We start from the raw sequence: 26,486 nt of genomic DNA, 5'->3' as shown, positions 1-26,486 counted from the left end.
ACCGGATGTAATGACTGACACACCGCCTTCGCGAGCAAGCCCGCTCCCACATTTTTAAGCGTGCTGACTCCAGATATCAGGCGATCTCGGCAACCACTGCCGCCAACGCCTGCGCCGGGTCCGCCGCCTGGCTGATCGGACGACCAATCACCAAGTAGTCCGAACCTGCATCCAACGCCTGACGCGGCGTCAGGATTCGGCGCTGGTCATCCTGCGCACTGCCCGCCGGACGAATCCCCGGGGTCACCAGTTGCAGCGACGGATGCGCAGTCTTCAGCGCCTGGGCTTCCAACGCCGAGCACACCAGGCCATCAAGGCCGGCTTTCTGCGCCAGCGCCGCCAGGCGCAACACCTGTTCCTGTGGCTCGATGTCCAGGCCGATGCCAGCCAGGTCTTCGCGTTCCATGCTGGTGAGCACGGTCACACCGATCAGCAGCGGTTTCGGGCCGCTGCGCTGCTCCAGCACTTCACGGCAGGCGGTCATCATGCGCAGGCCACCGGAGCAGTGCACGTTGACCATCCACACGCCCATTTCGGCGGCGGCTTTCACGGCCATGGCGGTGGTGTTGGGAATGTCGTGGAATTTAAGGTCGAGGAACACTTCGAAGCCTTTGTCACGCAGGGTGCCGACAATTTCTGCGGCGCAGCTGGTGAACAGTTCCTTGCCGACCTTGACCCGGCAAAGCTTCGGGTCCAACTGGTCAGCCAGCTTCAGTGCGGCGTCACGAGTGGGGTAATCCAGGGCGACGATGATAGGAGTCTGGCAGACGGACATTGGAATGGGCTCTCAGGCAAGTCGAAATCGGCGCGGATTGTAGCGCAAGCGGCGGCGTTGCGGGATCCGATGATCGGTAAATACTGACAGAGCGCACTCCGGCGGGCATTTCGGGCAATTATTTCAAAGCTGATACATTCACGACATGCCCCCAACACGCCCCACCGCTAGCCTCGCCCGCACGACCCACCGTCCAGCACTTCCAGCCATGGGGCTGGGCGCCTATGCTGACCGTCACAACCAGGCAGATGATCGCACTATGCATACCCCTCCCGTCTCTATGAACGACGAGCACAAAGGTTCGGTGATCGCCGATGAAAAGCGCTGGAACACCCGCGCGCTGATTGTCGATGACGACGTGCCGATCCGTGAACTGCTGATCGACTACCTGGCGCGCTTCAACATCCTCGCCACCGGCGTCACCGACGGCGCCGCCATGCGCGTGGCCATGCAGGCGGAAACCTTCGACGTGGTGGTGCTCGACCTGATGCTGCCGGGGGAAGACGGCCTGTCGCTGTGCCGCTGGCTGCGCGGGGAGTCGGACATCCCGATCCTGATGCTCACCGCCCGCTGCGAACCCACCGACCGCATCATTGGCCTGGAACTGGGCGCCGACGACTATATGTCCAAGCCGTTCGAACCGCGCGAACTGGTGGCGCGCATCCAGACCATCCTGCGCCGCGTGCGTGATGACCGCACCGAACAGCGCGCCAATATCCGCTTCGACAATTGGCGCCTGAACAGCGTGCTGCGCCAACTGGTGGCCGACGATGGCCTGGTGGTGCCGCTGTCCAACGCCGAGTTCCGCCTGCTGTGGGTGTTTATCGAACGGCCTCGCCGCGTACTGAGCCGCGAACAGTTGCTGGATGCGGCCCGTGGGCGCTCCATCGAAGCCTTCGACCGCAGCATCGATTTGCTGGTCTCGCGCCTGCGCCAGAAACTCGGCGATGACCCCAAGGCGCCGCAGTTAATCAAGACCGTGCGCGGCGAAGGCTACCTGTTCGACGCCCGGGATATCGGCTGATGCGTGCCACCTTCAATACGTTGTTCGGGCGGCTGTTCGGCGTATTGCTGGTGGCGATCATCCTCGCCCACGTGCTGGCCATCGCCTGGTTCCGCTATTACGGCCCGCCACCGCCGCCGCCCCAGGAAACCTTCATCGAGCAACCGGATGGCAGGATGGTGCCGCTGAACAAGGAACATCGCCGCCCCTGGTTTGGCGGGCCGGTGGTGCCGCTGACATTCCAGTTCATCTCGCTGATTATCGCCGCGTGGTACGGCGCCAAGCTGCTGAGCCGGCCGATCCAGCGCCTCAGCGAAGCCGCCGAGCGCCTGAGCCTGGACCTCGACAGCCCGCCCCTCGACGAGTCCGGGCCGCGCGAGGCGAAACAGGCCGCGTCGACCTTCAACCTGATGCAACGGCGTATCCGCGAACAGGTCAGCCAGCGTGCGCGCATGCTCGGCGCGGTGTCCCACGACCTGCGCACGCCGCTGTCGCGCCTCAAGTTGCGCCTGGAGCAGATCGAAGACCCCAAGTTGCAGGGCCAGATGCGCCAGGACCTCAACGACATGATCGGCATGCTCGACGCGACCCTGAGCTACCTGCACGAACAACGCACCAGCGAGACCCGGCACTGGCTCGACGTGCAGGCGCTGGTGGAGTCGATGAGCGAGAACGCCCAGGACCAAGGCTCCGACGTGCAATACGGCGGCACGTGCGTGCCGTTGCAGGTCCAACCGATGGCCTTGCGCTCGTGCCTCAACAACCTGATCGACAACGCCTTGCGCTATGCCGGCACGGCGCGGATCGAACTGGAAGACAGCCGCGAGGCCCTAATCATCCGCGTGATCGACCACGGGCCGGGTATTGCCGCGGATCAGCGTGAGGCGGTGTTCGAACCGTTCTTTCGCCTGGAAGGCTCGCGCAACCGCAATTCCGGTGGCGTTGGTTTGGGGATGACGATTTCCAAGGATGCGGCGGAGCGCTTGGGTGGGAAGCTGAGCCTGGAAGAAACCCCAGGCGGCGGGTTGACTGCTGTCATGTGGCTACCCAGAACCTGACAGGCTGGCGCAGAACAATGTGGGAGCGGGCTTGCTCGCGAAAGCAGTGTGCCAGTCAATGCATCTGGTGACTGAACCACCGCCTTCGCGAGCAAGCCCGCTCCCACACAAGCCCGCTCCCACACTGATCGAGACCTGCCAGTTATAAGGGTTTGTCTTCCCGGCGGCCTTGCGCCTGGGTCGCACTCCAATCCATCAGCAAGCTATACGCCACCGCCAACAACGTCGGGCCGATAAACAAGCCGATAAACCCGAACGCAATCAAGCCGCCAAACACCCCGAGCAGCACGATCACCAGCGGCAGATTACCGCCACGGCTAATCAGGTACGGCTTGAGCACGTTGTCGACGCCGCTGATGATGAACGTGCCCCACACGCCCAGGAACACCGCGTAGGTGTAGTCGCCCTTCCACGCCAGCCAGGCCGTGGCCGGGATCCACACCAGCGGCGGGCCCATGGGGATCAGGCTGAGCAGGAACGTGACGATGCCCAGCACCAGCGCGCCCGGCACACCGGCGATCAGGAAACCGATCAACGCCAGCAGCGCCTGGGCCGCCGCGGTGCCGATCACGCCGTTGACCACCCGTTGCACGGTGCCCGCCACCAGTTCGATGTAGTAACCGGCACGGTCACCGATCAAGCGCTCCAGCAGGCGGTGCACGAACATCGCCAGGCGCGGCCCGTCACGGTAGAAAAAGAACACGAACACCAGGCTCAGGGTCAGCTCCAGGATGCCGCCGCCGATCTGCGCACTGCGCGCCAGCAACCAGTTGCCAACCTGGCCCAGGTAGGGTTTGAGCGTGACCATCAAGGCCGCGCCCTGCTGGTCGATGGTGTCCCACATGCCCACCAAACGCTCGCCGACAAACGGGATCGAGCCCAGCCAGGTCGGCGCTTCGGGCAGGCCATCGACCTGAATATCCTTAATCAGCGCCACCGCATCGCGCACATGATCCGCCAGGTTGAACCCCAGCCACACCAGCGGTACCGCCACCAGCAGCATCCAGCCCAGGGTCAGGATGCCGGCGGCCAAGGATTCACGGCCACCCAGGGCGCGGGTCAGCAAACGCATCAGCGGCCAGCTGGCAAACGCCAGCACCGCGCCCCAGAACAGCGCCGACCAGAACGGCGCCATGACCCAGAAGCTGGCACCAAACAGCACCAGCAGCAGGATTTGCACCAGCAGGCGATCGTTATTGAGCATGGGGTATCTCGAGCAGAAGGCGTTAGGAAGACAGCTTAGGCGAACGGCGCGGGGCCGTTCGCCCGATCACGCCTAGCGTATCAGATGCAGGTGCAGGCCCTGGGTGTCGCCCGTGCCGGTTTCCAGGCGCGCGGCACGCACGCCCTTGTCGATCAAGGCCTGGCGCCAGGCTTCGGCATTCGGGCCGGCGAGGCTGACACGCAGGGTGGTGTCGAGGTTGAGCCCGCGGGAAATCAGGGTCAGCCAGGTGTCATCCGGCTCGGCGCCCAACTTCGGCAAGTCCAGCTCGCCGGTGCTTTTCAGCTCGCGCAACAGCGTGGCCGAGGTGGGCAGCAGGTCGCCCAGCGGCGTGCCGGCATCCAACTGCTCCACGTGCAGATAGGCACGGCGGTTGCCACGGGTAATGGCGTACAGCGCAATCAGGCTGTTGGCTTGCGGCTCGGCTAGGCGCAGCAGCAGATATTCCTGCTCGCTGTCGGCGCCCACCAGCTTGGCGTTGCCGAAAATTTCGTTGGCCCACAGGCTGCTTTCGCCGCAATCACGGGCCTTGCACCAGAACAACAGCTGCGCGCCTTTGGCCTGCAACGCTTCACGCGTGGCGGTAAACGCGGTGCTGGAACTGTGCTCGGCAGGCAACTCATAGGTAATCGCCGTGGCCTGGCCCCGTGCGGTGGCCTGGCCTTCGTAGCGCAACTGGCCGCTGATCTTGCGGATCGCACCCATGGGGTAGATGCGTTCCTTTTCTTCGGCGGGGCGGTAATCGACGATTTGCGCGTCGACTTGCCGGGCCACGGCGGGCAGGTCCTGGCTACCCGGCACGTCGGCGGCGAACACCATTGGGCTGAGCAGGCTTAGCCCGAGGATACGGATACAGCCGTTACGCACGCTCATAGAATCAACGCGCCGTGGCCAGCGGAGGTCATAGCAGTGTTGAGATGGTTCATGGTTGGCTCCCTTTCAATCCGCCCAGCCTCGGCAGTTGACCCCGCCAAGTCAAGGCGCAGAGAAGAAGCGATTGAAACAGTCTGCAACAAGAGCCGCGCCGGACTCGTCATTCAGGTGCAAATGATGGCCGCCTGGCAGCGTGGTCACGCTGAACGGCAGTTGGGAAAGCAATTCGGGATGTTTCGCCAGCATGCCGTCAGCGGCGACGACCAACTGCGTAGGGCAAGCCACCCGCCGCACGAAGGCCATGGCTTGTTCGTCGGTCAGGCGCATCGGTGAGGCCAGGGTCAAACGGCTGTCGGTACGCCAGGTGTAACCGCCCGGCACCGGCATCAAACCGCGCTGGGCCAACAGTTCGGCGGCTTCGCGGCTGACCGCCACCAGGCCTTTCATGCGCACTTCGACGGCACGGTCCAGCGTGGCGTAGACCGGCTTGCGCTTGTCTTGCAGGTCCAATTGCGCCTGCAACGCCATGCCCAGGCGCTCGGCGGCGTTCTCGCCACTGGCGGTCGGCGGGATCACGCCGTCGATCAATCCCAGGTGCGTCACGCGCTCCGGCAACGCACCGGCCAGCACCAGGGACACGATGGCGCCCATTGAGTGGCCAAGTAATGCAAAACGTTTCCAGCCCAGTTGTTCGGCGACTTGCAGCACATCGTGGACGTAATCCCACAAGGCATAACCGGCCCCCGTGGGACGATGCGCCGAATGCCCATGCCCCGCCATGTCCAGGGCGACGATACGCAAACCCGCCAATTTCGGCGCCAGCCGCGCAAAGCTGTTGGCGTTGTCCAGCCAGCCATGCAGGGCGATCACCGGCAAGCCGTCCTCGGGACCAAACAAGTGAGCCGCCAGCTCTATATGGGGCAGGCTCAGGCGCACTTCTTCGACCGGCACGCTCATGGGCAGTTGCCCTCACGGGCGGCCCAGCGGGAGAACAGGTTCTTAATCAAGGTCGCGGTGTCCTGGGGGCGTTCGAGGGGGAACATATGGCCGCCGGGCATGGTGAGCATTTCGCCCATGGGCAGGCGATCGACACCGCTGGCATGGTGACGCATCACTACCCGGCTCTGGCGGCCGCGCACCACTGCCAGTGGTACTTTCAACTGGCGCACCTGGCCGGGGCTGGTGTGGGGCACGCCGCGGTAGATGCTGATTTCGGTGGCCGGGTCGAAGCGCAGGCGCAGGCGGTCGCCCACCTGGTGCAGGCCGTGTTGCAGGTAGGCGTCGAAGCATTCCGGGTCGAAACCGCGAAACAGGGTTTTACCGGCGAAGTAACTGCGCGCGCTGTCCAGGTCATTGAACTCTTCACGCCGGCCCAGGGTGCGCCCGGCCGGGGTCAGGCGGTCGATAAAGCCCAGGCGCTTGGCGGCGCGGATCACCCAGCGGTCGGCACGGGTCAGCACCGGCGAGTCGAGCATCACCACGCCACGGTACAACTGCGGGCAGCGCATGGCCGCGTGCAGATGCAGCACGCCACCCAGGGAGTGGCCGACGCCCCACACCGGTTCCGGTTGCAGTTCCAAATGATGGATCAACTCGTCCACCAGGTTCTGCCAGTTGTCGTCCACCGGAAACCTGGGGTCGTGCCCGTGCTGCGGCAAGTGAGCCACGGCGTATTCCGGGGCCAGGGCGGCAAACAACTTGCCGTACGTAGCCGAAGGGAAACCATTGGCGTGGGCAAAAAACACGTGCTGCGACATACCGGACTCATCTACAAAAACAGAAAGCGATTGTCCCCACGCCTGGCCGCCACAGCAATGACTGTAACTGCCAGGAATGATGACACTCACGCCACGCCTATCGCGCCGGCGGCTGCTCGCCCAACGGCACCACGGCCATGGTCAGGCGCGAGACGCAACTGGCCTTGCCTTCATCGCTGGTCAAGCGGATGTCCCACACCTGGGTCGTGCGGCCGATATGGATCGCCCGCGCCACCGCCGTCACCCGCCCGCTGCGCACACCGCGCAGGTGGTTGGCGTTGACCTCCAGGCCCACGCAATAGAACTTGCTGGCGTCGATACACAGGTAGGCCGCCATGGAGCCGACGCTTTCCGCCAGCACCACCGACGCGCCGCCGTGCAGCAGGCCGTAGGGCTGATGGGTACGGTGATCGACCACCATGCTGGCGGTCAGGGATTCGTCGTCGAAGCTTTCGAAGCGGATATCCAGCAGTTCACCAATGGTGTTTTTCTGGATCGCGTTGAGGTGTTCGATGTTCGGTTGGGTGCGCCACAGGCCCATGGGGTCGTCCTTTGTTGGTTTTATGATGAGCCTAATCCTGCCACAGAACGGATTCGGAACGCTCGCTCCACGTCTGTAAATGTGCACCGTAAGTCGATTCGATCACGTTGCGCTTGATCTTCAGGGTCGGCGTGAGGAAGCCGTTTTCCACCGCCCAGCTGTCATTGACCACCACCAACTGGCGCAGGCGCTCATGTTTATCCAGCCCCTGGTTGACCGCCTCCAGCCAGCGTTCAAGGCTGGTCTGCAGGGCTTGACGGTCATGCGCCAGCGTCGACAGCACACACAGCGCAATCGGCGCGCCGAGGCCATCACCGACCACGCACACCTGCTCGATGTGGGCATGTTCGGCCAGGCGGTTTTCAATCGGCGCCGGGGCCACGTATTTGCCTTTGCTGGTCTTGAAGATCTCTTTAAGCCGCCCAGTCAGGCGCAGGCGGCCATCGGCGTCCTGCTCGCCCTTGTCGCCGGTGCGCAGGAAGCCATCGGCGGTGAGGGTCTCGGCGGTCTTCTCGGGGTCCTTGAAGTAACCGAGCATGGTCGCGCCGCTGCGCACCTGCACTTCGCCCAAGGCGTCGATGCGCACTTCGACACCCGGGCATGGCTGGCCGATCCAGCCGATTGTCTGCTGGCCGGGGCGGCACACGTGGGAGTAACCGCAACTTTCGGTCATGCCGTACACCTCCAGCACATCCAGGCCCAGCCGTTGATACCAGCGCAGCAGCGCCTCGGGCACCGGCGCGGCGCCGGACAGGGCGATGCGCAACGCATCCAGGCCAAGGCCGGCAAGCACTTTATGGCCCACACGCTTGCCGATAAACGGCAGGCGCAACAGGGTGTCGAGGCGTTTTTGCGGGATCTTGGCGTAGACGCCCAGCTGGAATTTGGTCCAGATGCGCGGCACACCAAACAACGCCGTCGGCCGCGCCCGGCGCAGGTCGGTCAGAAAGGTGTCCAGGCTCTCGGCGAAAAATACGGTTTGCCCGGTATAGATAGCGGCCATCTCGACAAACATCCGCTCGGCCACATGGCACAGCGGCAAGTACGACAACAACCGGTCGCCCTCCCCCAGGCCAAACACTTCGGTGCCGCGCGTCGCGGCAAAGCCCAGGGCGCCGAAGCTGTGCATCACGCCTTTGGGCAGGCCGGTGGTGCCGGAGGTGTAGATGATGGTCGCAAGGTCCGATGCCGCAGGCTCCGGGTTGTCTTGAATGGGCGTGCAGGCTTGCAGGTCGGCCCAACTGAAATCAAATGTGTCGGGCGGGCACAGCGGCAGGCTGATGGTTGGCACGCCTTTGGGCACACCGGGCGCCATCGCGGGCCAATCGTCGAGCTTGCCGACAAACACCAGCGCCGCCTCGGAGTGCGTCAGCACATGGGCGACAGAGTCGGCAGTGAGGTTGGGGTACAGCGGCACCGAGACATGCCCGGCCATCCAGATCGCCAGGTCGGCGATGATCCAGTGCGCGCAGTTTTTCGAGATCAGGGCAATGTGCGAACCACGGGGCAGTTCGCGGGCGCGCAGCCAGTGCGCGGCGCAACGGGCCTGGTGGCCGACATCGCCCCACGTGAGGCTGTGCACCTCGCCCCCGCCGACAGGCTGGACCAGAAAGGTTTTGCGCGGATGGCGCGCTTCACGTTCAAAGAAGACCTGCAACGGTAAACGAAAAGCGACGGGCATGGGACGCGCTCCTGTGTGGTCCAAACATAGCCAACCAAGCACTTGCTTGGCTGACTATATAGCACACACAAAGTAGCGATCCAGCCTACGGATTCTTCACGCTGACCAGGCTCATCAGCCCCGCCAGCGGAAAATCCCCTTCCAGTTCCGCGAGGCTCGCGGTGTGCATCGGTTGCGGCTGACGCTGATGGCCATGCTGCAAAAAGCTGATGAGGCCGCCCACCAACGGCTGATGGCTGACCAGCAGCACGTTGTCATCGGTGTCGAGCTGTTCCAGCACCTGCAGCGGGTTGCCCTCGGGGGTCAGCCACGGCACCGTGCGGATTTGCGGCTCAAAGCCCAAGGCCTGGCGCACCAGTTGGGCGGTCTGCTGCGCCCGCACATAGGGGCTGGCGATGATCGCACTGAGGGGCTGGCCGATCAGGTGCGCAGCACTGCGCAAGACTTCGCCACGGCCCTGTTCGGTGAGGTTGCGCTCGGCATCCGTGCGGGCATGCCCTTCGGCCTCACCGTGGCGCAAAATCCACAGCTTCACAGTTTTGGCTCTTCATCGCGCACGGGGTGCGGTGCCGGCGGCACGCTGTGGGCGGCTTCGCCCTCCGGTGCGCGCGGGGTTGGCCAATCGGCGAATGGCCACGGCTTTTGCTCGGTATGGAAGCTGCCGAAGCGGCCGATCTGCGCGAGGAACTGGCTGAGGCTGTCGCCGAAGTTCATCAGGCCCAGGTTCGGTGCGCCGTACACCAGGCGGTAGATCAGCTGCACGACGACCAGGGCGCCGAGCAGGAACTGCGCAACCTGCCACACCAGGGCAAACACCAGCATCCACAAGATGCGCAGGAGAATGGATTCGTACTTGGGCGCTGCTTTCGGATCGTTCATGACGCGTTCCTCAGTTGAAACCACTGGTGGAAATAAAATCGACATCGGTTTTCGGCTCGGCGCGCATCAGCAGCTCAATGACCTGGTTCAAGGTGCGCCCTTCAAACAGGATCGCGTGCAACCCAGCGACCAACGGCATATACACGCCGACTTCCTGGGCCTTGGCCTTCAGCACCTTGAGGGTGTTGACGCCTTCGGCCACTTCGCCCAGGCGCGTCACCGCGTCCTCCAGGCTCAAGCCCTGGCCCAGGGCGAAACCGACCTGGTAGTTGCGGCTTTTCGGCGACGAGCAGGTGACGATCAAGTCGCCCACGCCGGCCAAGCCGAGGAAGGTCATCGGGTTGGCGCCCTGGTTCACCGCAAAGCGGGTCATCTCGGCCAGCGCGCGGGTAATCAGCATGCTCTTGGTGTTTTCGCCCATGCCCAGCGCCACCGCCATGCCGGCGATGATCGCGTAGACGTTTTTCAGTGCGCCGCCCAGTTCGACACCAAAGCGGTCGCCACTGGCGTAGACGCGGAAGGTGCGGCCATGCAGCACGGCCTGGACGCGCTCGCACAGTTCCTCATCTTCACTGGCGATCACCGTGGCCGTCAGCGCGTGCTCGGCGACTTCCCGCGCCAGGTTCGGCCCGGACAACACGCCAATGCGCGCCTGGGGCGCGATCTCGGTGAGGATTTCACTCATCAGCATAAAGGTCTGCGCCTCGATGCCCTTGGTCAGGCTGACCAGCAGCTTGCCGGCCAAGCGTTCGGCATGGGGCGCCAGCACCGCGCGCAAGGCGCTGGACGGCAGTGCGACGAAGCACAGCTCGCACTCGGTCAGGGTCGCCAGCAAGTCCGTGACGGGTTCGACGGCCGCGTGGATCTTGATGCCTTTAAGGTAACGGGGATTCTCGCGGTGTACCCGGATGGCCTCGGCCTGCTCGGGATCACGCATCCACTGGCGTACCGCGTGGCCGTTTTCGGCCAGCAGGTTAGCCACGGCGGTGCCAAAACTTCCGCCTCCGAGGACCGCAATAGGGCGCTGTTCAGTCATATGCAATCCGTTAATCCATACCAGTGGCGATGGCCGCATTATACGGAGCGACCCGCTTGCGGCCAGCCCCCGCGTCAATTCGTGGGTTTGTCAGAAAATGCCACGTTTGTGTGAAGTAATTGCAAGTCCTACGACTGGCAAATGGCCCGACCTCAGTTAACATGGGCGGCTATCCGCAATTATCAAGGCCGTTCCGTGCATTTGGGCCCCTCTCCCCGTTCATCTCTGTTGTTGATGCTGCTGTGCAGCGGCACGGTGCTGGCCGACGATCTGTTCCTCGACAGCCAACCGCTGCCGCAGGTACTGACCGCCACGCGCCTCAAGCAATCGGCCGCCGCCGTACCAGGCAGCATGACGGTGATCGACAGCGAGTTGATAAAGGCCAGCGGCGCGCGGGATATCAGCGAACTGCTGCGCCTGGTGCCGGGGATGATGGTCGGCTACACCACCGGCAACCAGGCGGCGGTGAACTACCACGGCACCAGTGCCAGCGACGCACGGCGCATGCAGGTGTTGATCGACGGGCGCTCGGTGTACCGCGCGGGCCTGGCGACCGTGGACTGGAGCGACATTCCAGTGGCCATGGAAGATATCGAGCGCATCGAAGTGTTCCGTGGCCCCAACACCGTCAGCTACGGCGCCAACGCGCTGATGGCGGTAGTCAATATCCTCACGCGCTCGCCGGCCAACAGCCAGGGCACGCGGATGAAAGTCATCCGTGGTGAGCGCGGGATCAACGACTACTACGCCAGCCAGGGCGTGCGCTGGGACACCGGCGACCTGCGCCTGTCCCTGTCCGGGCAACAAGACGACGGCTTTGACAGCGATGCCGCCGGCGCCGACCGCCGTGACAGCCGCCGCCTCAACCGCTTCAGCCTGGCCGTGAGCCAGACGTTGAACGCGCAACAAAGCATCGACTGGCAACTGAATGCCAAGGAAGGGACCAACCAGCGGCCCTATACCTACACGCCGGTATTCGCCGGGATTACCGAAGGTGGCAACAATTCCGACGTCGCGGCCAAGGACTACGCCGCATCCCTGCGCTGGAACTTCGATTTCAACCCCGAGCACAGCCTGTATATCCAAGGCTCGGCCCAGCAATGGGACCGCCAGCAGATCTGGAAGGCCTGCGACGCCAAGGTCTCGTTCAGCCCCGAATTGACGCGGCTGTGGCAACTCAACCCGAACTATGCCGAGCAGCTGGCGCGGCACATGGACAGCTATAGCGCCGCCCCACCCGGCAGCGCTGACGAACGCGCGCTGGCCGAGCAGGTTCTGACCCAGTGGCGCACCGGCGCCAAAGAGAGCGTGTGCGGCGACATCAACCAAAGCACCCGCGAAAGCCGTTACGACCTGGAGCTCCAGGACACCCTGAGCCTGTCCGACAGCCTGCGCCTGGTCAGCGGGGTGAATTACCGATATGACCGCGCCGACTCCGACACCTACTTCAACGGCACCCTGGACGACACCACCTGGCGCCTGTTCGGCCAACTGGAATGGCGCGCCAGCGAGCACTGGTTGTTGCAGGGCGGGGCGATGTTCGAAGACACCCACCTGAGCGGCAGCTCGCTGACGCCACGGGTGGCGGTCAACTACCTGATTAACCCGCGCCACGGCTTGCGCGCGGTGTATTCCGAGGCGATCCGCTCGCCGGACATGTTCGAGAACAACGTCAACTGGAGCTACCGCGTCACCAACCTCAGCTCCCCGGCCTACGGGCAGAATACCGGCCAGTACTTCGTGGTGACACGTGGCCCGGGCAACCTCGACAAAGAGCTGATGCGCTCGCGGGAACTGGGTTACAACGGCTTCTTCGCCGACATCGGGCTGAACCTGGACGTGAAGCTGTTCTACGACGAAATCACCCAGATGATTAGTTCGCCGCTGCGCAATAACCAGTACATTGCCAGCAACGCCAACAGCTCGCGGTTTACCGGCGCCGAATCCCAGTTCGACTGGCGTATGAGCAGCGCCGACCGCCTGCGGCTGACCTATGCTTACGTCGACGCCACCACCAGCAACCCCAGGGACAAGGCCCAGACCGCGCGCAACAGTGGCTCGGCCGGCTGGTTGCGGGAATGGGGCCGGGGCTGGTCCAGCGCGCTGTTCTATTATGGCGACGACGCGCTCAACCAATATCGCTTCGAACGGGTCGACCTGCGGGTGGCCAAGCGCATTGCCCTGGGCAAAGCCAACGTGGAGCTGGCCGGCATGTTGCAACAACGCCTCGATAACCAGCCCACCACCTGGGCCGACAACCACTACGACTCCCGTCATGTGCTCTATTTCAGTGCGGAGCTAGAGTTCTGACATGGGCGCTCAGTCAAGGATGACCCTCGTCTGCACGCCACGGTTGTGGCGCCGCGCCCTGCTGTGGCTGTGCCTGCTGTTCACCGCACCGACCTGGAGTGCCGAGATCCTGCTGACCGCGGCCGAAGGCGGCGCCGGCGTGCAAGCCTTCACCGAAGCCCTGGCCAAGGAACGCCCGGACGACCACGTGACCTTCGCCCCGCTCAAGGACTTGCCCACACCCAGCCACCTGCCCTCCAGCACGCGCTTGATCCTGCTGGACCTGGCCAGCCTCGACTGGCGCCTGCAAGACGCCCAGGGCCCGCCGACCCTGGTGCTGCGCATCAGCCGCCTGCAAGCCCGGCAGCGCCTGGGCAGCCACCTGCCGGCCAGGATCAGCCTGCTGTGGAGCGACCCACCGCTGGCGCGCCAGCTGCACCTGATCGCCAACATCCTGCCCCAGGCCCGGCGCATCGGCGTGCTCTACGCGGCCGACAGCGAATTCCTCCTGCAAGAACTGCTCGAGTACGCCACGCCCATGGGCCTGGAAGTGGTGCCGCAGCTGTGGGAAAACACCAATGACAGCCGTCCGTTGCTAAACCTGTTCAAAAGCAGTGATGTGCTGCTCGGCCTCGATGACCCGCAACTCTACAACCCGAAAACCGCGAAAAACCTGCTGTTGAGCAGCTACGCCCGGCAATTGCCGCTGGTGGGGCCCAATGCCGGCTTCGTCCGCGCCGGCAGCCTGGCCAGCGCCTACAGCGACCAAAGCGATTGGCTCGCGGTGCTCGACCGCCTGCTCGACCAGCCACCGGCCAGTTGGCCACGCACGCTGTACCCGGAACACTTCAAAGTCGCGGGCAACCCGCAAGTCGCACGCTCGCTGGGGCTCGAAGAGGTTGATGAAACCGACGTCGCCGCCCGGTTGGCCGAAGGAGAAAAACGCCCATGACCCTGCGTCGTCGTTGGGATATCAACACCCGCACCCAGCTCATCACCCTGGGCCCGGCGCTGTTGCTGACGTTGCTGTTAATCAGCTTCTTTACCTTCGTGCGCATCCAGGATTTGCGTCAGGAGCTGGACCACACCGGCCAACTGATCGCCAACCAGCTGGCGCCCGCCACCGAATACGGGGTGATTTCCGGCAACAACGATGTGCTGGAGAGCCTGTTGCGCGCGACATTGGCGACGCCCCATGTGCGCTTCCTGGAGATCCAGGACAGTGCCGAGAACATCCTGGTGTATGTCGAACAACCGTCGGAAACCCACGACCGTTCGCTGTCGGTCAAGGTGTTCCAGGCGCCGATCCGCCTGCAACATATCCAGCTGGGCAATGATTTTTTCCAGGACAACCTCAACGAACCCAAGGCGCCCCGCGCGGATTACCTGGGGCGGGTGATCGTCGGCATGTCCAACGACGCGTTCAGCCAACGCCAGCAGGAAATCCTCTTCAAGGCGGGCATCCTGGCGCTGTTCGCCCTGCTGTTTACCTTTCTGCTGGCGCGGCGCCTGGCCGCGAGCCTGTCGCAGCCGATCAGCGCCATGGGCCACGCGGTCAAGGCGATCCAGCAAGGCGACTACAAGACCCCGCTGCCGATTGTCGATGACTCGGAGCTGGGCGACCTGTCGCGGCATATCAACAACCTGGCCGAAGGCCTCAACCAGGCCAGCCGCGAGCAACACCAGGCCATGGCCCAGTTGATCCAGACCCGCGAAGAGGCGGAGCGGGCGAACAACGCCAAGTCGGATTTCCTGGCGATGATGAGCCATGAGCTGCGCACGCCGATGAACGGCGTACTGGGCATGTTGCAGCTGCTGGAAACCACCGAGATGACCGAGGAGCAGACCGAATACGCGGCGCTGGCCTCCGAGTCCACCGAGCATTTGCTCAAGGTCATCAACGACATCCTCGACTTCTCGCGCATCGAACGCGCCGCCCTGGAGCTGGAGCACATTCCGTTCAACCTGGCAGACCTGATTAACAGCTGCGCCCAAGCCTTCCAGCACAGTGCCGTGCAACGCGGGCTGGTGTTGGAGCTGCTGATTCCGCCGGGCATGGCCGCCTTGCAAGTGCAGGGCGACCCGACCCGCATCCGGCAAATCCTGGTGAACCTGATCGGCAACGCCTTGAAGTTCACCGAACAGGGCAACGTGACCATCGAGCCGCAGTGGCAACCCCTCGATCACGAACTGCTGTGGTTTACCTGCACGGTGCGTGACAGCGGCATTGGCATTTCGGCCGAGCGCCTGGAGTTGATGTTCGACGCGTTCCAGCAGGCCGACAGCTCCATCTCGCGACGCTACGGCGGCACTGGCCTGGGCCTGCCCATCGCCCGCACCCTGGCCGAACGCATGGGCGGCACGTTGCGCGCGCAAAGCGAAGAAAACCGCGGTTCGGTGTTTACCCTGGAAATTCCGTTGGCCATCGACCAGCAATACTTGCCGAAGATCGCCCATGACAGCGACGGCAAAAGCAGCGCCGGTGATGGCCGCCATGTGTTGCTGGTGGAGGACAACCCGGTCAATCGCACCGTGGTCGAAGCCATGTTGCGCAGCCTGGGCTTTGAAGTCAGCCTGGCCACCGACGGCGCCGAGGCGATCCGCAGTGCCGAAAGCCTGATTTTCACCGCGATCCTGATGGACTGCCGGTTACCGCTGATCGATGGCTACGAGGCAACCCGGCAGATCCGCCAATTGCCGGGCTGCGCCGACCTGCCGATCATCGCCCTCACCGCCAACGCCTTGCAGGGCGACCGGGAAGCCTGCCTGGCCGCCGGAATGAACGATTACCTGGCCAAGCCATTCAAACGCACGGATTTGCAGCAAATCCTGCAACGTTGGGTGCAATAGCGCCGCGCCATCAGCCAACTCCGACTGGCGTGAAAGACGAAAGTGCGGCAGTCTTAGGCACCCAAACGGACCGATAAACAGGCCCGGTTTAAAATTTCAGTGAACAAGTGTACATTCAGTGCCTTGCCGCTGTGACTTTCACTACAACGCAATAGTCTATGTGTAGGCTGCCGGTATGAGGCGTAACGCTTCAGTCGGTTCGGGAAGATTTACCCTACCCTGCCGCATGGGATTATTGAGGAGCTCGCATGACCAAACAAAACGCCTTTACCCGGGAAGACCTGCTGCGCTGCAGTCGCGGTGAGCTGTTCGGCCCAGGTAACGCGCAACTGCCCGCCCCGAACATGCTGATGGTGGATCGCATCACCCATATCAGCGAAGAGGGTGGCAAGTACGGCAAAGGTGAATTGGTCGCCGAGCTGGATATCACCCCGGACCTGTGGTTCTTTGCCTGCCACTTTGAAGGCGATCCCGTAATGCCAGGCTGCCTGGGCCTAGACGCCATGTGGCAGCTGGTCGGTTTCTTCCTCGGCTGGCAAGGCCTGCCGGGTCGCGGTCGCGCCCTGGGTTCGGGCGAAGTGAAGTTCTTTGGCCAGGTCCTGCCGACCGCCAAGAAAGTCACCTACAACATTCAAATCAAGCGCGTCCTCAAGGGCAAGCTGAACCTGGCCATCGCCGATGGTTCGGTGAGCGTCGACGGTCGCGAGATCTATACTGCCGAAGGCCTTCGGGTTGGCGTATTCACTTCCACTGACAACTTTTAAGGGTTATCCGCATGCGCCGCGTCGTTATCACTGGTCTGGGCATCGTTTCTTGCCTGGGCAATGACAAAGAGACCGTCACCGCTAACCTGCGTGCAAGTCGCCCTGGCATCCGCTTCAACCCGGAATATGCCGAAATGGGTCTGCGTAGCCAGGTTTCCGGCTCCATCGACCTGCCCCTCGAAGAGCTGATCGATCGCAAGATCTATCGCTTCGTCGGCCACGCTGCCGCCTACGCCTACCTGGCCATGAAAGACGCGATCGCCGACTCCGGCCTGAGCGAAGACCAGGTTTCCAACGTACGCACTGGCCTGATCGCCGGTTCGGGCGGCGCATCGACCCTCAACCAGATGGAAGCGCTGGACATCCTGCGCGAAAAAGGCGTGAAGCGCGTCGGCCCGTACCGCGTAACGCGGACCATGGGCAGCACCGTTTCGGCCTGCCTGGCCACGCCATTTGCCATCAAGGGCGTGAACTACTCGATCTCCTCCGCTTGCGCCACCAGTGCGCACTGCATCGGTACGGCGGTTGAGCAGATCCAGCTGGGCAAGCAGGACATCGTGTTCGCCGGCGGCGGTGAAGAAGAGCATTGGAGCCAGTCGTTCCTGTTCGACGCCATGGGCGCACTGTCTACCCAATACAACGAAACCCCGGAAAAGGCCTCCCGCGCCTACGACGCCAAGCGTGACGGTTTCGTCATCGCCGGCGGTGGCGGCATGGTGGTGGTCGAGGAGCTGGAACACGCTCTGGCCCGTGGTGCCAAGATCTACGCGGAAATCGTTGGCTACGGCGCGACGTCCGACGGCTACGACATGGTTGCGCCAAGCGGTGAAGGCGCCATCCGTTGCATGCAGATGGCCATGTCCACCGTGGATACCCCAATCGACTACCTGAACACCCACGGCACCTCGACTCCGGTCGGCGACGCCAAGGAAATGGAAGGCGTGCGTGCGGTATTCGGCGACAAGGCTCCGGCCATCAGCTCCACCAAGAGCCTGTCGGGTCACTCCCTGGGCGCCGCCGGCGTTCACGAAGCGATCTACTGCCTGCTGATGATGGAAGGCAACTTCATTGCCGGCTCGGCCAACATCGATGAACTGGACCCGGCCGTCGCTGACATGCCGATCCAGCTCAAGACCGTTGAAAACGCCAAGATCGACACCGTGATGAGCAACAGCTTCGGCTTCGGTGGCACTAACGCCACCCTGGTGCTGAAACGCTGGCAGGGTAAGTAAGGCCTGTCGCTTGATTGCATGAAAAAGCCCCGACTGGTTCGGGGCTTTTTTATGGGCGCTGGATTTTAGACCGAGTCGTCTGCTTCGCGAGCAAGCCCGCTCCCACATTTGACCGAGTACATCCTTTGGAATGCGCTCAAATGTGGGAGCGGGCTTGCTCGCGAAGGGGCCAACCGGATTCTGAGCCCTACACCGAAAACCGCGCCACCATGGTGTTCAAATCCACCGCCAACCGCGACAACTCCTGGCTCGCCGCACTGGTCTGGTTCGCCCCGGTGGACGTCTGATGCGCCAGATCGCGGATGTTCATCAGGTTGCGATCCACCTCCCGCGCCACCGCCGCCTGTTGCTCCGACGCACTGGCGATCACCAGGTTGCGCTCATTAATCAAGGTAAACGCCGACGCAATCGCCTCCAGCGCCGTCCCCGCCGATTTGGCGATATCCAGCGTGGCATGCGCCCGCGTATTGCTTTGCTGCATTGAGGTCACCGCCTGATCGGTGCCCTGCTGGATCCCGCTAATCATCAGCTCGATTTCCTGGGTCGACTGCTGCGTGCGATGCGCCAGCGCCCGCACTTCATCGGCCACCACTGCAAACCCACGCCCGGCGTCCCCGGCCCGCGCGGCCTCGATGGCCGCATTCAGCGCCAACAGGTTGGTCTGTTCGGCAATCGAACGAATCACATCCAACACCTTGCTGATGCCATAGACCTTCTGCGCCAAGTCCTCGACCTGCGTGGCATTGGCGGTCACATCCGAGGCCAGCGCCTCGATGGACACCACCGTCTGCTGCACCTGCTCGCGCCCTTGCTGGGCGATGCGGTCGGACTCCCGGGACGCCTGGGACGTGGCCACCGCGTTGCTCGCCACCTCTTCCACGGCCGCCGTCATCTGATTGACCGCCGTCGCCGCCTGCTCGATTTCCTGGTTCTGCTGGTGCAGGCCACGGGTGGCATCCTCGGTCACGCAACTGAGCTCCTCGGAAGCGGAGGCCAATTGGTTCGACGATTCGGCGATCTGCCGGATAGTGTCGCGCAGGTGTTCCTGCATGCCCTTGAGCGCTTGCTGCAAACGCGCGGGCTCGTCCTTGCCGGTGATGTTGATCTCCCCGGTCAAATCGCCACTGGCCACGCCCTGGGCGACTTTCAGCGACTGCGCCAGGGGCAGCACGATGCTGCGCGTCAGCCACACGGCCAGGCCGATGGTAATCAGCGCCGTCAGCGCAATCATGCCCACCACCCAACTGCGCGACTGGCTGAACACGCTCTGCGCCACGCTCGCGGCCAGGTTGGCATTGGTTTTGTTGAGGTTAACCAGGGCGTGCAAGGTGACGGCCATTTCGTCGGCGAGCTGATTCATCTCACCGTTGACCACCTTGACCGCGTCGTCCAACTGATTGTTCTTGGAAAGCCCCATGACCTGCTCCTGACGTTGCAGGTATTGCTGCTCCTGGGCCTTGAAACGGTCGAACAGCGTGCGTTCCTCGGGCAGCACGATCAACGCTTCATACAAGCTCTGCGCCTGGTGCAGGCCGTTCTTGAGGTCGCCAAGCTTCTGCTCGTTCTGTGCCAACGCCTGGGGGTCGCGATTGAGCAACAGGCGCAAGGTCAGCGCACGCACCCGCAACAGGTCCTGGCTCATCTCCCCCACCGCCATCACGCTGGGTAGCCAGTTATTTTCCACCTGGTCCGACTGCTGGCGCATATTGGCCATCTGCAACAGGGCGAAGCCGCCCAACGCGAACACCATCAACGCCAACACACCAAAGCCCAGGCCGGCGCGTGGGGCGATATTCAGACTTCTGATACTCATGCCTTGGTTCCTTCCAAATGCGCTGCATCCATTTGCAGCTGGCTGCTCTTGAAGGTATCGGCCCTTGCGCCACTTTGCGTAAGACGAAAACGCGATATAAACCCCTAGCACAATCGCGACGAAACTGATTGTAGAAAACAGGGAACACCCGCACGCGCCCATGCTCTATAACTGCATGACCTTCATCCTGCCCTTCTTGTGAGGTTTGCCATGCCCGTTACCGTCAATACCCTCAACCACGACAACTTTCGCCACAGCGTGAACATCAACCACCACGAGCTGTTCACCGACCTGCCCAAGAGCCTCGGTGGCGATGACTCGGCGCCCTCCCCCCACGACTACTTCGACGCTGCCCTGGCCTCCTGCAAGGCCTTGACCGTGAAACTCTACGCGCAGAAAAAGGACATCCCGCTCACCGGCGTGACCGTGGAAGTCACCCACGACGCCTCTGAGGAGCAAAAGGGCAAGTACAAGCTCAACGTCAAGCTGACTCTCAAGGGCGTGCTCACCGATGCCCAGCGCGACGAGCTGCACCGCGTGGCCGACCGCTGCCCGGTGCACAAACTGATGACCACCGCCGAGATCAGCATCGACACTCAATTGTCTGAAGGCGCGTTCAGCCAGTAACAGCAACATCCCGGCGAGCGGGTTATGCTCAACGTCATCCAACCCGCTCAGACTGGGACCTGCCATGACCGCCCTTACCGTGATCCGCCCACGCCCCGAAGACGTGGAAGGCCAGCCGATCCTGCGCCCGCTGCCCTCGCGCGAATGCCGCAGCGTCGGACCGTTCGTGTTTTTCGACCATATGTTGCCGACCCGCTATGCGCCGGGCAGCGGCATGAATATCCGCCAGCACCCGCATATCGGCCTGTCCACCCTCACCTACCTGTTCGACGGCGCCTTGCAGCACAAGGACAGCCTGGGCTCGGACCAGGTGGTGCAGGCTGGCGACGTCAGCTGGATGACCGCCGGCAGCGCGATTGCCCACGTCGAACGTACGCCCGAGGCCGTCAAGGCCGCAGGATTCAGCCTGCACGGCCTGCAAGTGTGGCTGGCCTCGCCCAAGGACCACGAGACCGGGCCGGGCCACTACAGCCATCACCCGGCGGCGAGCCTGCCGCTCAGTGACAACCTGGGGGTGCAGGTTCGCCTGATCGCGGGTAGCGGCTTCTGCCTGAAGTCACCGGTGCCGGTGCTGTCGCCGACGCTGTATGCCGAAGTGCGGATGCAGACGGCCACCACGCTGCTGATTCCTGACGAGCACGAGGAACGGGCGGTGTATGTGCTGGAAGGTGAAGCGCAACTGGACGGTGAGCCGCTGGAGGTGCACAGCCTGGTGGTGTTGCCGAAGGGTCAGGAGATGGCGTTGTTTGCCGAGACGGAGTGCCACCTGGTGGTGTTTGGTGGCGCGCCGTTGGATGGGCCACGGCGGATCAATTGGAATTTTGTCGCGAGTGATCCGGCGGTGATCGAGCAGGCTCGGCAGCGTTGGGCGGCTGGGGATTGGCCGACGGTGCCCGGTGAAACAGACAGGATAGAGCTGCCTGTGAGATAGCATTCGCGAGCAAGCCCGCTCCCACATTTGACCGCGTTTATGCTGAAGAAATACGGTCGAATGTGGGAGCGGGCTTGCTCGCGAAGAGGCCGGAACAGGCGCTAAAGCTTTAGCCCTGGAACACTTCATCCAACAAATCATGCATCGACTTGAACGCCCGCTTGGCTGTCTTCGCGTCGTACATCATCTTACCCGGCACATTGGCGTGCGGGTCGGTGAAGGAATGCACGGCGCCGCCGTAGCTCAGCAACTGCCAATCCACCCCAGCCGCGTTCATTTCTACTTCAAACGCTGGCAGTTGCTCTCTCGGCACCAATGGGTCGGACGCGCCGTGCAGCACCAGCACTGAACCCTTGATGTGCTTCGCACCCTCTGGGTTCTGTGTGTCGATGGTGCCGTGGAACGACACGGCGGCCTTCAACGGTGCGCCGGTACGCGCCAGCTCCAGCGAGCAGAAGCCGCCAAAGCAGAAGCCAAAGGTCGCCAGCTTCGCGGTATCCACCTCGGCCTGGGCTTGCAGTTGCGCAAAGGCCGCCTGCATACGCTTGAGCAGTTCCGGGTTGTCGTTTTTCAACGGCATCATCGCCGCGCCGGCCTCATCGCCATTCGATGGGCGTACGGTTTGCCCGTACAAGTCGGCGATCAGCACCACGTAGCCTTTACTGGCAACGCTCTTGGCGATCTCTTCGGCACCCGCACTCACCCCCATCCAGTTCGGCGCCATCAACAGGCCCGGCAGCGGACCTTTGTGGGCGGCATCGAACGCGAGGCGGCTTTCGTAGGACTGGCCATCAAGCTGATAGACCACGGAACGCACAGTGACTTGGCTCATCATTTACTCCAGTTGAGGTGCACGAGAACGAAAAAGCCCGCCGAAGCGGGCTTTTCTACAACGGTGTCAGACCGACAGTTCAACCAACAGCTTGTTCAGGCGGCGCACGTAGGCGGCCGGGTCCTTCAAGCTTTCGCCAGCGGCCAGGGCCGCCTGGTCGAAGAGGATGTGCGACAGGTCGCCAAAGCGCTCTTCGCTCTGCTCGCCGTCGAGTTTCTCGATCAGCGGGTGAGCCGGGTTGAATTCGAAGATCGGCTTGGAATCTGGAACCTTCTGGCCGCTGGCTTCGAGGATCTGGCGCATCTGCATGCCCAGGTCCTGTGCGCCGATGGCCAGGATCGCCGGGGAATCGGTCAGACGGTGGGAAACCCGCACTTCGCTGACAGCATCGCCCAGGGCGGTCTTGATTCGCTCCACCAGGCCTTCTTTGGCCTTGGCGACTTCTTCGGCTTCTTTCTTCTCGTCTTCGGAGTCCAGGTTACCCAGGTCCAGGTCACCACGGGCCACGTCGACGAACGACTTGCCGTCGAACTCGCTGAGGTAGCTCATCAGCCACTCATCGATACGGTCGGTCAGCAGCAGCACTTCGATGCCTTTCTTGCGGAAGACTTCCAGGTGCGGGCTGTTCTTGACCTGGGCGTAGGTTTCGCCGGTCAGGTAGTAGATCTTGTCCTGACCTTCCTTGACCCGCGCCAGGTACTCGGCCAGAGACACCACTTGCTCGCCACCGTCTTCGTGAGTCGAAGCAAAGCGCAGCAGCCCGGCGATTTTTTCCTTGTTGGCGAAATCTTCAGCCGGGCCTTCTTTCATGACCTGACCGAAGTTTTTCCAGAAGCCCTTGTATTGCTCAGGCTCGTTCTTCGCCAGTTTTTCCAGCATGTCCAGCACGCGCTTGGTCAACGCCGACTTCATGGAGTCGATGATCGGGTCTTTCTGCAGGATTTCCCGCGACACGTTCAGCGACAGGTCATTGGAGTCGACCACGCCTTTGATAAAGCGCAGGTACAGCGGCAGGAAGGATTCCGCCTGGTCCATCACGAACACGCGCTGCACGTAGAGCTTGAGGCCTTTTGGCGCTTCACGCTGGTACAGGTCGAACGGCGCACGGGCCGGTACGTAGAGCAGCGAGCTATATTCCAGCTTGCCTTCGACCTTGTTGTGGCTCCAGCTCAGCGGGTTCTCGTAATCGTGGGCGATGTGCTTGTAGAACTCCTGGTATTCCTCGTCTTTGACTTCGGTACGAGGACGGGTCCACAGGGCGCTGGCGCGGTTGACCACTTCCCATTCCTGGGCAGGTGTTTCTTCGCCTTCGGCCGCAGCCTGTTCTTTCGGCAGCTCGATGGGCAGAGCGATATGGTCGGAGTACTTCTTGATGATATTGCGCAGGCGGTAGCCGTCGGCAAACTCATCTTCATTGGCCTTGAGGTGCAGCACGATGCGCGTGCCACGGTCAGCCTTGTCGATGGTGGCGATTTCGAATTCGCCCTCACCTTTGGACGACCAGTGCACGCCTTCGCTGGCGTCGAGGCCGGCACGACGGCTGAACACTTCAACTTCGTCGGCAACGATAAAGGCCGAGTAGAAGCCCACGCCGAACTGGCCGATCAGGTGCGAATCTTTCTTCTGATCGCCCGACAGGCTCTTCATGAAATCAGCGGTGCCGGATTTGGCGATGGTACCCAGGTGGGTAATCGCGTCTTCACGGCTCATGCCGATGCCGTTGTCTTCGAGGGTGACGGTCTTGGCGTCCTTGTCGAAGCTCACACGGATTTTCAGTTCGGCGCCGCCTTCCAGCAACTCAGGCTTGGACAGGGCTTCGAAACGTAATTTGTCGACAGCGTCAGAGGCGTTGGAGATCAATTCGCGAAGGAAGATTTCCTTGTTGGAATACAGCGAATGGATCATGAGGTGCAGCAGTTGCTTCACCTCGGTCTGGAAGCCCAGGGTTTCCTTTTGAGTTTCCACGCTCATGGTCATCAAACTCCAATTGGATGGCAGTGGCCGCTTTCTCAATGATTGGCGGCGGGTTGTCATCCAAGTTGGGGGCTAAGGCCAGGATTTCAAGGGCGGCTTGGTTCCTCGATCTTGAAATGCGCGCGAGCGGTGGCAATCGGTTCCGCCGCAGTGCTCTGCCAGGCGGTGATCGCGACATTCGCCACCCGCCGGCCCTGGCGCCATACCTGGCACTTGGCGTAGGTGTCGCGATACTGGCCGGCGCGCAGGTAGTCCAGGGAGAAGTCGATGATTTTCGGCAGGCCCGGCGCACCGGTAAATACCAGCAAGTGCAGCGCCGCCGACAACTCCATGAAGCCGGCAATCACCCCGCCGTGGAGGGCCGGCAATATCGGGTTACCAATATTGTCCTTGCTCGCCGGCAGGCGAAACAGCAACTCATCCCCCAGACGGGTGCATTCGATGCCGATCAGCTTGGCGTAGGGGATCAGGCCCAGCAGCTCGTCGTAGTTGCCGCGCGCATGGGCCTGTTCCAGGCGAGTCTTGAATCGATGTGTCATGCCTGCTCTCCCTTGATGGCGCCGGCCAGTCCTTGTGTGCCCTTGAGACGCTTGCCCATGCGCATGAACGTGCCGACTACATGGGCGATGGGCTGTTGCGGGTCGTCCTGGTAGGCGAAGCCACGGGTGAAAATCACGTCGGTGGTGACGCGGTAGCATTGGGCGAAGCCATACACGGGCTTGTGCGGCTCGGCTGGATGCATGTAGTCGATGCGCAGGTCGAGGGTCGGGCACACCTCGAACTCGGGCAAGACGCACAGGGTCGCCATGCCGCAGGCGGTGTCCATCAGGGAGGTCAAGGCGCCACCGTGGATTACGCCCGTATTGGGATCACCGACCAGATGGGGGGCGTAGGGCAAGATCAACGTGATGCCCTCCCCGCTCGCGTGATGAGCGGTAATACCCAGCACCTGACAATGGCGCAAGGCCGATACAAAGCGCGCCGCGCGCTCTAACAAAGGGTTTTCGGTCATTCGTTCGGGACTCTTATTAGTGTTGATCCGCAAAATCGGTGGTGCGGGCAAAAGTTCCTTTAAGTCAGCGCTTTATATATCTGTGAAACAAAAGGAACTAATGCCGGAGCACCGTGCTCGAAAGGCCAGTAGATATCTTCAATAAGGAGAAACACCCCATGCGCAAGACTTTAGCTATTTCCATGATGCTCGCTGCTGCCCTCGGTCTCGCTGCCTGCGACAAAAAATCCGAAGACAAAGCTCAAGACGCCGCTGCACATTCCGAGCAAGCTCAGAAAGACATGGCGAAGGCTCAGGATAAAGTGAACGACGCTGCGAAAGAAAACGCCGAAGCTGCCAAAGCTCAGGCTGAATCGAACGCCGCTGTTGCAAAAGAAGCTGCACCTGCTACACCAGCCACCGGTTCTTGAGACCGCGGCTAGAAATAGCGCTGCAGCAAAAAGAAAGCCCGCTTAGATAGCGGGCTTTACTTTGTCTGGCGTTTTTATTTGCAGCGCTAGTTAAGCCGCCTCTTTAACCGCCTCCGGCAGCGGCGTGTCGGTCTGCGTATACACCATCACTTGCAGTGCGTCGGAGTGAAACTCCCGACGGTACAGCACCAACACCACCCCGGTGCTCATCAACATGAACAACCAGGGGCTGACAAACCACGCCAACATGGTCATGCCGAAATAATAAGAGCGCAGGCCAAAGTTGAATTGGTTGGCCGCCATGGAAATCACCCGCGCCGCACGCAGGGCAAACGCCTTGCGCTCCTGCTCCGACACATGCCGCTCACCGATCATCGGTGCCGAGCCCACCAGCACCGCTGCGAAGTTGTACTGGCGCATGCACCAGCTGAAGGTGAAGAAGGCGTAGACGAACACCAGTGCCAGGCACAGCAACTTGATTTCCGACATGCCCTGGGACGCCTGCTGCACCATGGGAATGTCCGCCAGCAACGACACCGCCCGCTCCGAGGCCCCCAGCACGGTGAGAATACCGGCGAGGATAATCAAGGTGCTCGAGGCGAAGAACGAGGCGTTACGCTCTAGGTTGCCGATCACGCTGGCATCGGCGATGCGGTTGTCGCGCATCAGCATGCGGCGCATCCAGTCCTCGCGATACAGATGCAGCACGCTGGCCAGGCAGGCCGTGTCCCGCGCTTTCCAGGTGGCATAGCGGGTGTAGCCGCCCCAGCACAAGACGAACCAGAGCGCGGCAAGCAGGTGGATCAGATTGGTTTCGATGAACGACATGCGGGTCCTTGTCCATGAAGGGTTGGGAACACGGTCAAAAATGTGGGAGCGGGCTTGCTCGCGAAAGCAGTGGTCCAGTCAACATATTCGGTGACTGGT

Annotated in this window: 26 protein-coding genes; 10 read left to right on the top strand and 16 right to left on the bottom strand. The window is 62.4% G+C overall.

All coding sequences use genetic code 11. From position 1 onward, the window contains the following. Window positions 1-76: 76 nt before the first annotated feature. Entirely contained in the window at window positions 77-775 is a 699-nt protein-coding gene (pyrF, locus tag NUV89_RS15310; protein ID WP_257781975.1) for an orotidine-5'-phosphate decarboxylase, read from the bottom strand. Window positions 776-1,034: 259 nt separating this feature from the next. Between pyrF and NUV89_RS15305 the strand changes: the two genes are divergently transcribed. Together NUV89_RS15305 and NUV89_RS15300 are read left to right on the top strand one after the other, a co-directional pair. After that, a complete protein-coding gene (locus tag NUV89_RS15305; RefSeq protein ID WP_032864664.1) occupies window positions 1,035-1,799 on the top strand; it encodes a response regulator in 765 nt (254 codons plus the stop codon). Then, window positions 1,799-2,836, top strand: a complete 1,038-nt coding sequence (locus NUV89_RS15300; protein WP_257781974.1) for a HAMP domain-containing sensor histidine kinase — start codon at window positions 1,799-1,801, stop codon at window positions 2,834-2,836. The genes NUV89_RS15305 and NUV89_RS15300 overlap by 1 nt, the downstream gene beginning before the upstream one ends. Before the next feature lie 142 nt (window positions 2,837-2,978). Here NUV89_RS15300 and NUV89_RS15295 read toward each other — a convergent pair whose 3' ends face one another. The 9 genes from NUV89_RS15295 to NUV89_RS15255 all read right to left on the bottom strand — a co-directional run bounded on the left by NUV89_RS15295 (window position 2,979) and on the right by NUV89_RS15255 (window position 10,825). Next, entirely contained in the window at window positions 2,979-4,040 is a 1,062-nt protein-coding gene (locus tag NUV89_RS15295; protein WP_017734309.1) for an AI-2E family transporter, read from the bottom strand. A gap of 72 nt (window positions 4,041-4,112) precedes the next feature. Then, window positions 4,113-4,931: a DUF4892 domain-containing protein gene (locus tag NUV89_RS15290; RefSeq protein WP_257781973.1), complete on the bottom strand. Its 819-nt coding sequence runs from the start codon at window positions 4,929-4,931 to the stop codon at window positions 4,113-4,115. A 102-nt stretch (window positions 4,932-5,033) separates the two neighbouring features. Further along, window positions 5,034-5,888 (bottom strand): alpha/beta hydrolase, encoded by an 855-nt coding sequence (locus tag NUV89_RS15285; RefSeq protein WP_257781972.1) that lies wholly within the window; start codon window positions 5,886-5,888, stop codon window positions 5,034-5,036. Then, window positions 5,885-6,688 (bottom strand): alpha/beta fold hydrolase, encoded by an 804-nt coding sequence (locus NUV89_RS15280; protein WP_257781971.1) that lies wholly within the window; start codon window positions 6,686-6,688, stop codon window positions 5,885-5,887. Before NUV89_RS15280 ends, NUV89_RS15285 begins: the two co-directional genes overlap by 4 nt. A 97-nt stretch (window positions 6,689-6,785) precedes the next feature. Continuing rightward, window positions 6,786-7,229 (bottom strand): hotdog fold thioesterase, encoded by a 444-nt coding sequence (locus NUV89_RS15275; protein ID WP_257781970.1) that lies wholly within the window; start codon window positions 7,227-7,229, stop codon window positions 6,786-6,788. A gap of 31 nt (window positions 7,230-7,260) precedes the next feature. Further along, entirely contained in the window at window positions 7,261-8,910 is a 1,650-nt protein-coding gene (locus NUV89_RS15270; protein WP_257781969.1) for an AMP-binding protein, read from the bottom strand. A gap of 85 nt (window positions 8,911-8,995) precedes the next feature. Then, entirely contained in the window at window positions 8,996-9,445 is a 450-nt protein-coding gene (gene sixA, locus NUV89_RS15265) for a phosphohistidine phosphatase SixA (protein ID WP_257781968.1), read from the bottom strand. Beyond that, a complete protein-coding gene (locus NUV89_RS15260) occupies window positions 9,442-9,789 on the bottom strand; it encodes a DUF4389 domain-containing protein (protein ID WP_257781967.1) in 348 nt (115 codons plus the stop codon). The genes sixA and NUV89_RS15260 overlap by 4 nt, the downstream gene beginning before the upstream one ends. Before the next feature lie 10 nt (window positions 9,790-9,799). Continuing rightward, complete coding sequence (locus tag NUV89_RS15255; protein WP_257781966.1) at window positions 9,800-10,825, bottom strand: NAD(P)H-dependent glycerol-3-phosphate dehydrogenase; 1,026 nt, start codon at window positions 10,823-10,825, stop codon at window positions 9,800-9,802. A gap of 234 nt (window positions 10,826-11,059) precedes the next feature. Between NUV89_RS15255 and NUV89_RS15250 the strand changes: the two genes are divergently transcribed. The 5 genes from NUV89_RS15250 to fabB all read left to right on the top strand — a co-directional run bounded on the left by NUV89_RS15250 (window position 11,060) and on the right by fabB (window position 17,960). After that, on the top strand, window positions 11,060-13,135 hold the full coding sequence (locus NUV89_RS15250) for a TonB-dependent siderophore receptor (protein ID WP_257781976.1): 2,076 nt from the start codon (window positions 11,060-11,062) through the stop codon (window positions 13,133-13,135). A 1-nt stretch (window position 13,136) separates the two neighbouring features. Further along, complete coding sequence (locus tag NUV89_RS15245; RefSeq protein WP_257781965.1) at window positions 13,137-14,066, top strand: ABC transporter substrate binding protein; 930 nt, start codon at window positions 13,137-13,139, stop codon at window positions 14,064-14,066. Next, window positions 14,063-15,964, top strand: coding sequence for an ATP-binding protein (locus tag NUV89_RS15240; RefSeq protein ID WP_257781964.1), 1,902 nt, complete (start codon window positions 14,063-14,065; stop codon window positions 15,962-15,964). Before NUV89_RS15245 ends, NUV89_RS15240 begins: the two co-directional genes overlap by 4 nt. Window positions 15,965-16,212: 248 nt before the next feature. After that, window positions 16,213-16,728 carry a 3-hydroxyacyl-[acyl-carrier-protein] dehydratase FabA gene (fabA, locus tag NUV89_RS15235; protein WP_010211704.1) on the top strand — a complete coding sequence of 172 codons (516 nt, stop codon included), beginning with the start codon at window positions 16,213-16,215 and terminating at the stop codon, window positions 16,726-16,728. An 11-nt stretch (window positions 16,729-16,739) separates the two neighbouring features. Then, on the top strand, window positions 16,740-17,960 hold the full coding sequence (gene fabB, locus NUV89_RS15230) for a beta-ketoacyl-ACP synthase I (protein ID WP_017734322.1): 1,221 nt from the start codon (window positions 16,740-16,742) through the stop codon (window positions 17,958-17,960). Between the two features lie 187 nt (window positions 17,961-18,147). Here the strand turns inward: fabB and NUV89_RS15225 are convergent, their stop codons facing one another. Further along, complete coding sequence (locus NUV89_RS15225; RefSeq protein ID WP_257781963.1) at window positions 18,148-19,773, bottom strand: methyl-accepting chemotaxis protein; 1,626 nt, start codon at window positions 19,771-19,773, stop codon at window positions 18,148-18,150. A gap of 210 nt (window positions 19,774-19,983) precedes the next feature. Between NUV89_RS15225 and NUV89_RS15220 the strand changes: the two genes are divergently transcribed. Together NUV89_RS15220 and NUV89_RS15215 are read left to right on the top strand one after the other, a co-directional pair. Next, window positions 19,984-20,400 carry an OsmC family protein gene (locus tag NUV89_RS15220; protein ID WP_257781962.1) on the top strand — a complete coding sequence of 139 codons (417 nt, stop codon included), beginning with the start codon at window positions 19,984-19,986 and terminating at the stop codon, window positions 20,398-20,400. Window positions 20,401-20,464: 64 nt separating this feature from the next. Further along, window positions 20,465-21,331 carry a pirin family protein gene (locus NUV89_RS15215; protein WP_257781961.1) on the top strand — a complete coding sequence of 289 codons (867 nt, stop codon included), beginning with the start codon at window positions 20,465-20,467 and terminating at the stop codon, window positions 21,329-21,331. 109 nt (window positions 21,332-21,440) lie between these two features. On the opposite strand, the gene NUV89_RS15210 is transcribed toward NUV89_RS15215, so the two are convergent. The 4 genes from NUV89_RS15210 to NUV89_RS15195 all read right to left on the bottom strand — a co-directional run bounded on the left by NUV89_RS15210 (window position 21,441) and on the right by NUV89_RS15195 (window position 25,149). Continuing rightward, complete coding sequence (locus tag NUV89_RS15210; protein ID WP_257781960.1) at window positions 21,441-22,163, bottom strand: dienelactone hydrolase family protein; 723 nt, start codon at window positions 22,161-22,163, stop codon at window positions 21,441-21,443. Window positions 22,164-22,229: 66 nt separating this feature from the next. Next, complete coding sequence (htpG, locus tag NUV89_RS15205; protein ID WP_257781959.1) at window positions 22,230-24,134, bottom strand: molecular chaperone HtpG; 1,905 nt, start codon at window positions 24,132-24,134, stop codon at window positions 22,230-22,232. An 89-nt stretch (window positions 24,135-24,223) separates the two neighbouring features. After that, entirely contained in the window at window positions 24,224-24,676 is a 453-nt protein-coding gene (locus NUV89_RS15200; RefSeq protein WP_257781958.1) for a PaaI family thioesterase, read from the bottom strand. Then, a complete protein-coding gene (locus NUV89_RS15195) occupies window positions 24,673-25,149 on the bottom strand; it encodes a PaaI family thioesterase (RefSeq protein ID WP_257781957.1) in 477 nt (158 codons plus the stop codon). The genes NUV89_RS15200 and NUV89_RS15195 overlap by 4 nt, the downstream gene beginning before the upstream one ends. A 158-nt stretch (window positions 25,150-25,307) precedes the next feature. On the opposite strand from NUV89_RS15195, the gene NUV89_RS15190 reads away from it, so the two are divergent. Next, window positions 25,308-25,559, top strand: coding sequence for a hypothetical protein (locus NUV89_RS15190; RefSeq protein WP_257781956.1), 252 nt, complete (start codon window positions 25,308-25,310; stop codon window positions 25,557-25,559). 90 nt (window positions 25,560-25,649) lie between these two features. On the opposite strand, the gene NUV89_RS15185 is transcribed toward NUV89_RS15190, so the two are convergent. Further along, window positions 25,650-26,387 (bottom strand): DUF599 domain-containing protein, encoded by a 738-nt coding sequence (locus NUV89_RS15185; RefSeq protein ID WP_257781955.1) that lies wholly within the window; start codon window positions 26,385-26,387, stop codon window positions 25,650-25,652. Window positions 26,388-26,486: the final 99 nt, after the last annotated feature.

Source organism: Pseudomonas sp. 18.1.10, from assembly GCF_024655625.1.
Lineage (GTDB): Bacteria > Pseudomonadota > Gammaproteobacteria > Pseudomonadales > Pseudomonadaceae > Aquipseudomonas.
Note: the sequence above shows the minus strand (reverse complement) of the source record. Positions and strands in the feature narration are given on the sequence as shown.

What these genes read in the sequence shown, in the direction of transcription:
- NUV89_RS15220 (WP_257781962.1), top strand. Translation starts at nt 19,984, where the DNA reads ATGCCCGTTACCGTCAATACCCTCAACCACGACAACTTTCGCCACAGC.
- pyrF (WP_257781975.1), bottom strand. Translation starts at nt 775, where the DNA reads ATGTCCGTCTGCCAGACTCCTATCATCGTCGCCCTGGATTACCCCACT.
- NUV89_RS15280 (WP_257781971.1), bottom strand. Translation starts at nt 6,688, where the DNA reads ATGTCGCAGCACGTGTTTTTTGCCCACGCCAATGGTTTCCCTTCGGCT.
- NUV89_RS15200 (WP_257781958.1), bottom strand. Translation starts at nt 24,676, where the DNA reads ATGACACATCGATTCAAGACTCGCCTGGAACAGGCCCATGCGCGCGGC.
- NUV89_RS15245 (WP_257781965.1), top strand. Translation starts at nt 13,137, where the DNA reads ATGGGCGCTCAGTCAAGGATGACCCTCGTCTGCACGCCACGGTTGTGG.
- NUV89_RS15275 (WP_257781970.1), bottom strand. Translation starts at nt 7,229, where the DNA reads ATGGGCCTGTGGCGCACCCAACCGAACATCGAACACCTCAACGCGATC.
- fabA (WP_010211704.1), top strand. Translation starts at nt 16,213, where the DNA reads ATGACCAAACAAAACGCCTTTACCCGGGAAGACCTGCTGCGCTGCAGT.
- NUV89_RS15305 (WP_032864664.1), top strand. Translation starts at nt 1,035, where the DNA reads ATGCATACCCCTCCCGTCTCTATGAACGACGAGCACAAAGGTTCGGTG.
- NUV89_RS15190 (WP_257781956.1), top strand. Translation starts at nt 25,308, where the DNA reads ATGCGCAAGACTTTAGCTATTTCCATGATGCTCGCTGCTGCCCTCGGT.
- NUV89_RS15195 (WP_257781957.1), bottom strand. Translation starts at nt 25,149, where the DNA reads ATGACCGAAAACCCTTTGTTAGAGCGCGCGGCGCGCTTTGTATCGGCC.
- NUV89_RS15270 (WP_257781969.1), bottom strand. Translation starts at nt 8,910, where the DNA reads ATGCCCGTCGCTTTTCGTTTACCGTTGCAGGTCTTCTTTGAACGTGAA.
- NUV89_RS15255 (WP_257781966.1), bottom strand. Translation starts at nt 10,825, where the DNA reads ATGACTGAACAGCGCCCTATTGCGGTCCTCGGAGGCGGAAGTTTTGGC.
- NUV89_RS15290 (WP_257781973.1), bottom strand. Translation starts at nt 4,931, where the DNA reads ATGAGCGTGCGTAACGGCTGTATCCGTATCCTCGGGCTAAGCCTGCTC.
- NUV89_RS15225 (WP_257781963.1), bottom strand. Translation starts at nt 19,773, where the DNA reads ATGAGTATCAGAAGTCTGAATATCGCCCCACGCGCCGGCCTGGGCTTT.
- fabB (WP_017734322.1), top strand. Translation starts at nt 16,740, where the DNA reads ATGCGCCGCGTCGTTATCACTGGTCTGGGCATCGTTTCTTGCCTGGGC.
- NUV89_RS15185 (WP_257781955.1), bottom strand. Translation starts at nt 26,387, where the DNA reads ATGTCGTTCATCGAAACCAATCTGATCCACCTGCTTGCCGCGCTCTGG.
- htpG (WP_257781959.1), bottom strand. Translation starts at nt 24,134, where the DNA reads ATGAGCGTGGAAACTCAAAAGGAAACCCTGGGCTTCCAGACCGAGGTG.
- NUV89_RS15300 (WP_257781974.1), top strand. Translation starts at nt 1,799, where the DNA reads ATGCGTGCCACCTTCAATACGTTGTTCGGGCGGCTGTTCGGCGTATTG.
- NUV89_RS15285 (WP_257781972.1), bottom strand. Translation starts at nt 5,888, where the DNA reads ATGAGCGTGCCGGTCGAAGAAGTGCGCCTGAGCCTGCCCCATATAGAG.
- NUV89_RS15260 (WP_257781967.1), bottom strand. Translation starts at nt 9,789, where the DNA reads ATGAACGATCCGAAAGCAGCGCCCAAGTACGAATCCATTCTCCTGCGC.
- NUV89_RS15215 (WP_257781961.1), top strand. Translation starts at nt 20,465, where the DNA reads ATGACCGCCCTTACCGTGATCCGCCCACGCCCCGAAGACGTGGAAGGC.
- NUV89_RS15295 (WP_017734309.1), bottom strand. Translation starts at nt 4,040, where the DNA reads ATGCTCAATAACGATCGCCTGCTGGTGCAAATCCTGCTGCTGGTGCTG.
- NUV89_RS15250 (WP_257781976.1), top strand. Translation starts at nt 11,060, where the DNA reads ATGCTGCTGTGCAGCGGCACGGTGCTGGCCGACGATCTGTTCCTCGAC.
- NUV89_RS15210 (WP_257781960.1), bottom strand. Translation starts at nt 22,163, where the DNA reads ATGAGCCAAGTCACTGTGCGTTCCGTGGTCTATCAGCTTGATGGCCAG.
- NUV89_RS15240 (WP_257781964.1), top strand. Translation starts at nt 14,063, where the DNA reads ATGACCCTGCGTCGTCGTTGGGATATCAACACCCGCACCCAGCTCATC.